The 11,710-nt window shown below is 54.9% G+C and carries 3 protein-coding genes; all 3 read right to left on the bottom strand.

What is annotated here, in order from left to right; genetic code table 11:
* Positions 1 to 471: 471 nt before the first annotated feature.
* Positions 472 to 3,732 carry an MBG domain-containing protein gene (locus tag ACPOL_RS20035; protein WP_114208624.1) on the bottom strand — a complete coding sequence of 1,087 codons (3,261 nt, stop codon included), beginning with the start codon at positions 3,730 to 3,732 and terminating at the stop codon, positions 472 to 474.
* Positions 3,733 to 4,561: 829 nt separating this feature from the next.
* Positions 4,562 to 7,930 (bottom strand): chitobiase/beta-hexosaminidase C-terminal domain-containing protein, encoded by a 3,369-nt coding sequence (locus ACPOL_RS20030; RefSeq protein WP_161557461.1) that lies wholly within the window; start codon positions 7,928 to 7,930, stop codon positions 4,562 to 4,564.
* Positions 7,931 to 8,119: 189 nt separating this feature from the next.
* Positions 8,120 to 11,593 (bottom strand): chitobiase/beta-hexosaminidase C-terminal domain-containing protein, encoded by a 3,474-nt coding sequence (locus tag ACPOL_RS20025; RefSeq protein ID WP_114208622.1) that lies wholly within the window; start codon positions 11,591 to 11,593, stop codon positions 8,120 to 8,122.
* Between the last annotated feature and the right edge of the window lie 117 nt (positions 11,594 to 11,710).

Raw genomic sequence — 11,710 nt, 5'->3', positions numbered from 1 at the left:
CCTCCAGCCCTTTCAAAAGAAGCTGTAAGCGCGCAGTTAGGATCTCTAAAGAAAGAAATGAAATGAAAAACCTATTCCCAACCGTCCAACGATCCTAGGGAGAAACGCTTCAGTCGTTCAGGTTCGAAAGCACAAAGGACAACGCTGTTCAGGAGTTCGATGTGTGCGTCGAACAAAGCTTTCCCGCTCGATTAATGTGTTAAGGGGTCTCAACCGGAAAAGAACAAGACCTAGAAGCGCTGTGACGAGGTAACCACTCTGGAGGTGGCGATGGTTCGCCTCGGCTCATGAAGATCGCGTCAACGCTAAAAGCTGCAATTTGTGTAACAAACACTTTACTTTTTAATAACTACTATTGCGACGTAATATAGCACTGTTTTTCCAAATTGGGAATATTCATTTGGGTGGTCCTTTAATTGGGTGGGCAGGCACCTAGCTGTCGCCGGTACAATGCCCATCCCATTGCCCATGTCAGCCGTGGATGTAGCTCCAGTCCATGATGGTCTGTATCGACGTAACCCCGCCAGTACCGCCGGTGAAGCCGAAGTAGGCGGTAGCGCCTCCGACGATGGCCGGGATATTCACGGTGTAAGCCTGGGTTGCGGAGGTCTTGGTCACCGAATCAGTGATCGTCACGGTGAGGGTGATCCCGTTGTAGGCAAGTTGGACGTGGAACGGATCTCCGCTATGCAGGTTGACCTCATTCGTCGGCAGGTTGGTGGCGGGGACCGTAGGCGTTGCGCCATCGGTATACAGTCCGGTGGAGTTCTGCCCTTCGCCCGCATTGTTGTGCAGGTCGAACTTGATCGCGACACTCTTGCCGATGCCGGTATAGCCCAGTCCCTTCCCGCCCGTCCCGAGAGCTGTCCGGCCATTTCCCTGGATGGTGAAAGTCATGCCATCGGCATTCGGATCGGTAATCTGGAAGTCGAAGCTGGCAGTAAACTGCTGCACATTCAATGGAGCGTTGAAGAATGCGCTGCGCGACTCACCGGCCAGTCCGTCGGTGAGCAGGAGACTGGTTCCGCTCACCGTCGCTCCCCCGTTCAGCGTCGATGAATACGAGGAGAACGCCTGCGAGCCTGCCTGAGGCGTATAGGTCCAGCTGAGGATGTCCTGGATTGCGCTCAGCCCCCCGGTTGCGCCGGTGAACCCGACATACGCATTCGCGCCGCCGACGATTGCAGGGATGTTGACTGTGTAGGTCTGGGTCGCGGATGCTCGAGTCACCGTATCGGTGATCACCACCGTCAAGGTCGTGCCATTGTAGGAGAGCTGGGCGCGAAACACATCGCCGCTATGCAGGTTGATTCCGGTCGTCGAGAGATTGATCGCCGGCACCGTCGGAGCTGCTCCGTTGATGTACATGCCGGTCGAGTCCGTTCCTTCGCCGGCACTGTTGAACAGGTCGAACTTTACGGCCACGCTCTTGCCGATCGTCTGGTAGCCGAGGCTGCCGCCATCGACACCCAAGGCTGTCGAACCAACCCCCTGGATAGCAAACGTAAACCCATTGGCCGACGGATCGGTGAGCAGGAACTCAAATTGGGTGCTGAACGCTTGCACATTCACCAGGTCGCGGAAGAACGCGCTGCTCGCCTCCTTCAAACCACCATTGGTCAGACGAAGTTTGCCTCCGGTGAAAACCGCTTCGCCATTCAAGGCCATTTCCGTACCCTGAAATCCAGTAGGATAATTCGGCACCGTACCGACGGACGGTGGTATAACCGTCAGCGTTCCGGAATTGATGTCCACCTGATACATCGAGGCCGAACTGCCTGTCACCGTTGCCGTGATCGGATAGGTGCCTGGCGCCGAGTTCGCACCCGCCGTCGTGCTGTAGTTGATCTCAATTGTCTTCCCCACCGTGTCGCCGTTGACCAACCCCGTCACCGTCGAGGTAAAACGCGGCAAGGCTGAACCCTCCACCATGCTGGCGTTGTTCACTCGCACGGTTAAGGTCGGTTTTACGGGTGGCGGGTTCAACAGACCATAGACCACCAATTGCCCGGAAGCGACCTTGGTCCCTGTCGACAGCGGCCCGAAGGTGGCGACATACAGCTTCCCGTTGGCGACTACCGGCGGCACGAACTTCGCGAACAGACCAACCTCGTCGCGGCTGTCATTGAACTTGTCGGACCACAAAAGCTGCAGCGTATCCGCATTGAATGCATACAACACACCTTGCACGATTGCCACGGATGCGTTGGCTTTGTATGGCGTGGAGGCCCAAAGAATGCCATTCGACCCGCCGTTAGCCGAAATTGAAAGAAAGCCGCCAGGCATGGCGCCGGAAACATGGGTGGTGGGCGCAGTCATCGTGCTCTTGGCGAAAGGCGTCGCGTCCAATAAGCCGCCCGCTGCATCGAATCGGTACCCACGGAGAAAGTCGTTCTCTCCCCAGACATAAGTTGTTGGTCCGTGAGCGGCGCTATCGAAGTACACCGGCGTGCCGTGGATGTGGCTCGTCCCATAACCAAAGATCGCTTGAAACTCCTGCGTCACCTGGTCCTCGGAAGCGTGGAACTTCCCGAGATCGTTAGGGTTAGTCAAGTAGAGGACACCCTCTTTGCCTCCTCCTAACACGTACTTGCTTGTTCCGGGATTACCGGGCTCCGGCACGAGTAGTACACCGCCAGAGGCGAGATCCTGGTCACTCGCACTGAGTGCAGGCCCATTCTTTGGCTCAAAATAGTCGAGCAACTGGAGCGAGGGAGAGAGCTTGATGAAAGCCTCGGCGGTCTGTACTAATTTATTCGGAGTTGGACCGTAGGTACCGTTTCCAGTGGAGTAGTAGAGGTTACCATTCTGATCGACTGCGGGCGCAGATCCGGCCATCCAGATGCCTCCTCCGGCTGCGAATCCGGTAGCGATTGGAGTATCGACAAATACGCCATTTTGTTCCAGAGTGGACGCATTGTAGGACAGCACCCAGCCATGATACGCACCAATATCCTCGTGCGAACCAAATGCGAAATACACGTTCCCGTTAGCCAATGCCAGACTGGAGCGCTGATTTTGTATTTTGGGATTAAGGACCAGAGGAGTGTTTCTATCCGCGTCCTTGTAACTCGCGGTGATCTTGACCGGGCTCCCGAGCACCGGATCACCATTAGTAATGTCTACAGCAACTAAATAGTACTCGTATTCTGGTGACCCATTAACATGGATTTCGCTCGCATGGGTGAAGTACATGATGTTCGTCTCCGGATTGATGACCGGAGTTGAAAGAATTCCTAGAGGTGAAATCCAATTGATATTCTCATCGTTCTCGACCTCATGGGAGACGATGGTAGGGCCGAAGTTCTTTGACCAGAGACGTTCACCGGTATCTGCATCGAGGGCATAGACACTATTCTTCATGGTGCCGATGTAAACGACGTTATGCCTACCTCCTGCGATTTGCAGATTGGAGACGTAAAGTGGTTGTGTGAAAACCTCTCCGTCGACATCGACGGTAAACAGCTTGCCGAATTTAGACGTATTGACGTTCCCGGGAGTCAAGGTCGTCTCATGAAGGTTAGCGCCGGTGCGGGCATTATCGAAACTGCGCGTGTAGATGTTGACTTGTGCCTTCGCCACAGCACCCAAGCACACCAACAGAAGCAGGCTTCCCTGCAAGGTCAGGCGTAGGCCCCCTGGAAGTAACTGCTTCAGCTGCTTTGCACTTTGAAAACGGTATCCATACCGCCCGGAAACAAGAGTAGCCGCTGAGAAACGTGAGAACCGCATCTGAGACCCTCCAGCCTGCAGAAGCAGAGCTGCAAAGAACGTAACGTAACTATCCTCGCTATTAAGACGAAGACTTCAAGGAATACCGAACACCTCAGTCGTTATGCTTGTGCATTAAAGGCAGTAGTACTTCCTGTCTTCGGTTTGAAGAAGACAGCGACCACTTCAACTCCCTTAATATCTCGGCACGCAAAGACAAACGACCAAGGACTTCCCCTACAATTTCCTTTTCGGATGAGTTGTCCAGCGGGAATGTCAACTGAAACAAAACAAATGAAATAAGACGTGAAGCAAACTTTGCGCCATGACGGTCAGAGACCCAACTAAACTTGCCAAAAAGCTTGCTCTAGCGAAGACACACCGGGACGTAGTTTGCGCCATTTCTAGTTCCGCAACTATTCAGATTCGATACAAAGATTCTTTTTCGCCCCAAGATGCCAGACCCTGAAAGTAGGCGGGAATGATCCTCTTCACATCGTGCCTCTATCTTGCGATGAGCATACCACCGCTTTCTCGGTTTCACATATCAAAAATTTACATTGATTGTAGCCACACCAAGACTGTAAGCCGATGATGGCTAGCCGGCCCGGTGTTCCGAACTAGCAAACTTCATCAAGAGACTGTGCATTGTGGCGCATACATGCGGCCGGTTGGTGACAGCTTGAGCTCTCTACCCTCCCCTTCATGCGTTGAAGCAAGCCTCACAAACGGACCCTCGTTATGGAACATCACTGACCTCATAGTGTTCCAGAGGGCCTTTCCGTTTCAGCATTGACGAACTACCTACTTGTCATCCTCTCCTGCCATGCCGGAAGTGATCGCAGTCTGTTCATTCAGTGGCAAAGGCCCAATCAAGAATGTTCTGGATCGCAGTCTTGCCCCCGGAGGCAGCCGTGAAACCTACGTAAGCTGTGTTACTGCCGATGGTGTGCGGAATGTCAATGACTACCTTCTGAACGGTCGAGCGATGGACAGCATTGAAACTGTCATTGAGTGTCCAGGTGAGGGTGGTTCCGTCGTAGGTGATGTGGGCATGGATGACGTGGCCGCTGCTGAGTTGAAGGGTTCCATTGGCCAGGTTAATCGCCGGCAGGGTGGGCGTGGCTCCATTGACATAGACTCCGGTAGAGTCGCTGCCTTCCCCGGCGTTGTTGTAGATGTCGAATTTGATGGCAACGCTGGTGGGGATGCCGCCATAGCCGAGGTCTTCCCCAGCGCCAGGATTCCCCAGCGCGGTGGGTCCCTGGTTCTGAATCACAAAGGTAAATCCATCGGCGACCGCCTCCGTCAACTGGAAGTCGAAGTCGCTGGTGAAGGTGGTAATCCCAACCGGAGTGGAGAAGTAGGCGCTGGCAGTCTCAAGCGCGCCGCCGTTGGTCAACTGCAATGCCGTCCCGGAAAGCGCCGAACTCCCATTCAGCGTCAGACCCGCTCGATCAAAGCCCGCGGGATAGTTCGGGAGCGGAGGCGCGCCCGCAAGGTAAGTCCAATAAGTGAGCTTCTGGCTTGCCGACAGACCGCCAGTGCCGCCGGTGAAGCCGACATATGCGGTCGGCCCGCCGACAACCGCCGGGATGTTCACCGCGAAGGAGTGCGACCAACTGGCCAGTGTCAGCGCGTCGGTCAGCGTCAGATTCAGACTGATTCCGTCGTAGGTGATATGGGCATTCATGTAGTCGCCGCTATGCAGGTCGATACCGGTGCCCGCTAAATTGATCGCCGGAAGGGTGGGAGCGGCGCCATTGATGTAGAGTCCGGTCGAGTTGGGGCCCTCGCCAGCGTTGTTGTAAATGTCGAACTTGATGGATAAGCTCTTGCCGATTCCGGCCGAGCCCAGCCCTCCGCCTGCGCCGCCAACCATGGTCGGACCATTGTTCTGAATGGTGAAGGTCATTCCGTCAGCGGCCGGATTGGACAACTGAAAGGTGAAGTCGGTGGTGAACGACTGAATATTTACCGGCGTGGCATAGAAGGCGCTCCCCGCTTCGTTTGAAACTCCATTAGTCAACTGCAACCGGAAATCATCCAGATCCGTGCTGCCATTAAACCGGATCGCTCCCTCAGCCAATGCAAAGCCTTGGCTGAAGTCGAACGTATAACGCGGATCAATGGTATAGTCTGCCGAAACTAGGGAACTCGGGAGCAGGCCAGGAGCGGTAGCAAAAGTTCGGACGACCTCCGAGACGGAGACCCTGATGGGTTTGGTATAGAGAGCGGAGTTCACACTCGGGGTTGAGCCATCGAGCGTATAGAAAATCCGCGCGTTGTTCATGCTGTCAGTGATGGTGAGATTTTGGGCTCCGGAGTAGGTGCCGCTGGCCAAAGACAAAGCAGGGTTTGGTGCGTTCGCGGAAGATGAGTACACAGCAGATGCCGGGGCACTCTGCAGATATCCAGTTGCGCTTGCGATTGCCGTGATGGTCGCATTGGTCCGAAGGGTGATCGGTCCCTTATACAGTTGTGAGTTGACCGTCGGCACAGAACCATCGGTGGTATAGAAGATTTGCGCACCTCCGACTGCATCAGTGATCGTGACGTTCTGCGATCCGTTAAATCGACCCGGCGGGGTCTCAAAAACCGGAGGCGGGGCGGTGGGGGTGTCCCCCAACAATCCATAGACACTCAGCTGATTTGTCGCCGCTACATAGACCTTTCCATTTGCAATCGTGGGGACGGCAAATTTGAACGCAGGGCCAGGGTTATCTCGCGATGAATTGGAATTTGTCGAATAGAGCAGATTTCCCAGGTTATTCGCGTCAAACGCAAACAGGACATCTGGTCCCCCCACATAGTAAGCACTCGTGTCCACCGCCCATACAATTCCATTCGCGGTAGAGTTCGCGGAGATCGACGGAGTGGGGCTTGGCGAACCAAACTTCCAGACACTTTCGCTGGTTGGTGTGGTCGATAGCTTCCCGTTCACAAATGAGTAGGCAGTCATGCTATTGTTGACCCCTTCGTTTGTGCCTCCGAAATAAAGGTTGCCATTCCAGTAGGCCGAAGATCCCCAGATACCTGCGCCCCAGCTCTGATCGCCTGACTCGGGTGTCTGCACCTCCTGCACAATCTGGTCCTCGGTTGCATCGAATTCGCCCAGATGATCCCGATTGAGGATGTAGATCTTTCCAGTTTTTCCTACTTGAACCAACGGGTTAAGAGTGTTGCCGGAGGCCAAGGTTTGTGATGGAAGAAGAACAACCCCGCCGGAGCCGAGATCGCCATCCTGAGCATCGCGTAGAGCCCAATCATATGGAGTGAATTCATCACGTACGGTCATCTTCCCGCCGGTCAGATCGAGATTCACCACACTCATCCCATAACTCATCGTGCTGTTCCAGGGCCAGCTTGTGGCGTAAGATCCGTTCCCAGTAGCGAAGAACATTCTGCCGTAGGGCTGCGCAGGATTATTCACTTCGGCAGCCAAACCCGCCCCCGACATCCAGATACCATCTCCGGTTCCGTTCGGTGAGGTGCAGAAAATATCGATCTGCCTCAGACTCGTGGCATTGTAAGACATGATCCATCCATGCCAGGTTCCCTCATCGCTAACGGAGCCGAACCCGACATAGAGTATCCCATTCAAGAGGAGCAAACTCGGTCTCTGCGTCTGAGTGCTGGGATCAAAGGCCAACTTGCCCCCTATACTCCCCGCGCCAGTTCCGGGAACTGAACCCTCGATTGCTACGGGACCCCCGAGTTTCTCGGCGCCGGTAGTGATATCAAGAGCATGTAGTTGATCTACGGCAGAGTTGCCCTGCACGGCGGCGCTAACCACATACATGGTATTAGTCGAGAGATCGATCACCGGGGTTCCACTGATGCCGGCTTGAAGTGCCGAGGGTGGAATCGTACCGTTTGGAGTCGTGTTGACGCTCCAGAGAGGGGCTGCATTGATTCCCCCGTTATCGTCGGCATCGAAGGCGTAGACATAATTTGTCTTGGTAGCCACGTAGACGACATTGTGTATCCCCTTGCCGGGGATAGCGAGTTTTGAGACATAGAGCGGCTGCGCGTAGGCCGGACCGTTCACTGCCCGCGAAAACAGCTTGCCAAACTGGGATGGATTCACGTTCTGCGGAGTGAGAATAGTCTCCTTGAGGTTTTGGCCAGTACGCGCAATGTCATTATGTGCTGTCAGCACGTTGACCTGGGCCTCAACCCGGCAGAGGCCGATCGCTGTAACAAACAGAATCAGCATCCACTCTCGCGGCGTGCATAAGACTTTGCGTAGCCCTCTGGACACAACTCCGAACTCACATAGGCCTTTAAACATTGGGCGAAGATATCTCATTGCGTCTTGACCTCACTTAGTTCTGTATAAGAGACAAACAACGTGTATGGAGAATCGCCCGCTCGGGCAACTGGATTCGAGTCTTAATCTTGCTTCCTACGGGTTTGTGAGCGTCCAATCTAAAACATTCTGGATCGCAGTCTTGCCCCCGGAGGCAGCCGTAAAACCTACGTAAGCTGTGGTGCTACCCACAACATCAGGTATGTTGATTGCCCTACTATTTGTAGCCACAGCATTCGTGGTTTTGTCATTGAGTGTCCAGGTGAGGGTGGTTCCATCGTAGGTGATGTGGGCATGGATGACGTGGCCGCTGCTGAGTTGAAGGGTTCCATTGGCCAGGTTAATCGCCGGCAGGGCTGGCGTGGCTCCATTGACATAGACTCCGGTAGAGTCGCTGCCTTCCCCGGCGTTGTTGTAGATGTCGAACTTGATGGCAACGCTGGTAGGGATGCCGCCATAGCCCAGGTCTTCCCCATTGCCAGGGTCTCCCAGTGCAGTCAGACCCTGGTTCTGAATCACAAAGGTAAATCCATCGGCGAGCGCCTCCGTCAACTGGAAGCCGAAGTCGCTGGTGAAGGTGGTAATCCCAACCGGAGTGGAGAAGTAGGCGCTCGCAGTCTCGCGCGCGCCGCCGTTGGTCAACTGCAATGCCGTCCCGGAGAGCGCCGAACTCCCATTCAGCGTCAGACCCGCTCGATCAAAGCCCGCGGGATAGTTCGGGAGCGGAGGCGCACCGGCAAGGTAAGTCCAGTAAGTGAGCTTCTGGCTCGCCGACAGACCGCCAGTGCCGCCGGTGAAGCCGACATATGCTGTCGGCCCTCCGACAACCGCCGGGATGTTCACCGCGAAGGAGTGCGACCAACTGGCCCGTGTCAGCGCGTCGGTCAGCGTCAGATTCAGATTGATTCCGTCATAGGTGATATGGGCATTCATGTAGTCGCCGCTATGCAGGTCGATGCCGGTACCCGCTAAATTGATCGCCGGCAGGGTAGGGACGGCCCCATCGATGTAGAGTCCGGTCGAGTTGGGACCTTCGCCGGCGTTGTTGTAAATGTCGAACTTGATGGATACGCTCTTGCCGATTCCGGCCGAGCCCAGCCCTCCGCCTACGCCGCCAACCATGGTCGGACCATTGTTCTGAATGGTGAAGGTCATTCCGTCAGCGGCCGGATTGGACAACTGAAAGGTGAAGTCGGTGGTGAACGACTGAATATTTACCGGCGTGGCATAGAAGGCGCTCCCCGCTTCGTTTGAAACTCCATTAGTCAACTGCAACCGGAAATCATCCAGATCCGTGCTGCCATTAAACCGAATCGCTCCCTCTGCCAACGCAAAGCCTTGGCTGAAGTCGAATGTATAGGGTTCGTTGATCTGGTAGCTTACGGTGACAACCGGACTCGGCAGCAACCCAGGCGCCAAGGCTAACAGCCGCAAGGTCTCGGATACCCGGATGTTGAGAGGTCTTGTGTAAACAGGCGAGCCTGTAGTCGGCGTGGAGCCATCTACTGTGTAGTAAATCTTGGCGCCCTCGGTGTTATCGGTGACAGTTACGCTTTGTGCTCCGGAGTATGCGCCGGCGGCCAGCGACACGACGGGGTTGGCGGTATTGCCTAATGACGTGTAAGTAGCGGAGACAGTCGTGCTCTCTAGATATCCAGTAGCGCTCGCCATCGCATTAATCGTCTCGTTGGTCTTCACGGTGATCGGCCCGTAGCATAATTGCGAGTTGACCGTTGGCATTGAGCCGTTCGTGGTATAGAAAATCTGTGCGCCGGGAGTCGCATCCGTGATGGTAACTACTTGTAGCCCGCTGAAGCTCTTCGAGCCTGGGTTGATTACGGGAGGCTCTGTCCGCGGTGTTGTGAGCAAACCAAAAACAACTAACTGATTCGTTGTACCCACATACACTTTGCCGTTTGCAACCGTTGGCACCGAGAAGCGGTCAGGACTGCCAGGGTTGTCCCGTTCCGCATTCATGTTGCTCGAGTAGAGTAGATCGGAGACATTGTCTGCGTTGTAGGCGAGCAAGACACCCTTGCCTGAAGTATTGGCAGCAGTCGTGTCCCATACCCAGACAATGCCGTTCTCCGTCCCGTTTGCTGATACGACTGGTGTAGGGCCAGCGTATCCGAACTTTTCGTTGCTTTGGCTGGTCGGATTGGTAGAGAGGACTCCATTGATAAACGAATAGGCTTTGAGAGTATTGCTCGTCCCAGGGCTTGTCCCGGCAAAGTAGATATGTTGATTCCAGTAGGCGGAATCGCCCCATACCCCTTCACCCCAGTTCTGTGCGCCGGATTCTGGCGTCTGCACCGCCTGCACCACTCGGTCACCTGCCGCGTTAAAACCCCCGAGATTGTTTCTGTCGAGAATATAGATTCTGCCCGGTTTTCCGATCTGTACAAGGGGATTAAGAGTGCCTCCCGACCCCCTTGCTTGCGGCGGCAGAAGAACCACTCCTCCCGATCCAAGATCGGCATCTTGACTGTCGCGAAGGCTCCAATCGTATGGCGTGAACTCGTCCTGCACAGTCATGACGCCACCAGTCAGATCGAGATTCAGAACGCTCATCCCATAACTCATCGACCTCGTGAAGGGCCGGCTGGCCGAGAAGCTCCCATTGCCGGTCACGATGAACATCCGCCCATACGGTTTCGAGGGGTCATTTACTTCAGCTGCCAGGCCCGCTCCCCCCATCCACACGCCATCGCCCGTCCCGTTCGGGGCCGTGCAGAAGATGTCGATGAGCTTCAACGTGGTGGCGTTATAAGAGAATATCCATCCATGCCACGCCCCCTCATCGTTGAGAGATCCGAAGGGGACATACAACACTCCATTCAACAGCAGGAGTCCAGCACGTTGAAATTGGTAGTTTTCGTCGAATGTCAGCACTCCGCCAACGCTTGCGACGCCTGTACCCGGAACCGAACCCTTAATAGATTGCGGACCGCCAAATTTCTCCGCGCCGCTGGTGATGTCGAGAGCATGCAACCGAAAGACAGTATTCGAACCTTGGACCTCAGAGCTGACTAGGTACATGGTATTTGTGTTTCGGTTTATATAGGGGGTTCCATAGACTCCGCTTTGCACCGCGAGTTTATAGGTTCCCGCTGGGGTAGTGTTCGTTAACAGCGACACCCTCCATAAAGGATTGGCGTTGATCCCGCTATTGTCGTCCGCATCGAAGGCGTACACATAGTCCGCCTTGGTTGCCACATAAACGACATTGTGAGTCCCCTTACCAGGGATCGCCACCCGCGATGCGTAGAGCGGCTGCGCGAAGATCCCGCCATTGTAGGTCGTCTGCTGGGTGAACAGCTTTCCAAACTGATTAGGATTAACGTTTTGCGGTGTGAGAATGGATTCGTTGAGGTTTTGTCCGGTTCGAGCAGTGTCGTTATGCGCCGTAAGTACGTTGACCTGCGCCGACGCCCAAAGTCCACTCGCTAAGACAGCGATGAGACATGTCGCGCCGTAAACGAGCCCCATGAACTTGGGGCTCCCTTCACCGTTGACTCCGCGCCGGTTGCGAGCGCAGTCGCTCGCCATCCGCAAAAAGAACTCTCTCATTCGGTATCTCGCTCCACACTAGTTGAAACATAAAGACCGGAGTGCAACAGGTATTGTGTTCGTCGCCGCCTTGAGAGCAGAATCAACTTACCGCCCATTGAGGCCAGCTGCTCTTTC

This window comes from Acidisarcina polymorpha, from assembly GCF_003330725.1.
In the GTDB taxonomy this organism is placed as follows: domain Bacteria; phylum Acidobacteriota; class Terriglobia; order Terriglobales; family Acidobacteriaceae; genus Acidisarcina; species Acidisarcina polymorpha.
Note: the sequence above shows the minus strand (reverse complement) of the source record. Positions and strands in the feature narration are given on the sequence as shown.

Excerpts from the sequence above, each read along its gene's own strand:
- ACPOL_RS20035 (WP_114208624.1), bottom strand. The coding sequence starts at position 3,732 with ATGCGGTTCTCACGTTTCTCAGCGGCTACTCTTGTTTCCGGGCGGTAT.
- ACPOL_RS20030 (WP_161557461.1), bottom strand. The coding sequence starts at position 7,930 with ATGCTGATTCTGTTTGTTACAGCGATCGGCCTCTGCCGGGTTGAGGCC.
- ACPOL_RS20025 (WP_114208622.1), bottom strand. The coding sequence starts at position 11,593 with ATGAGAGAGTTCTTTTTGCGGATGGCGAGCGACTGCGCTCGCAACCGG.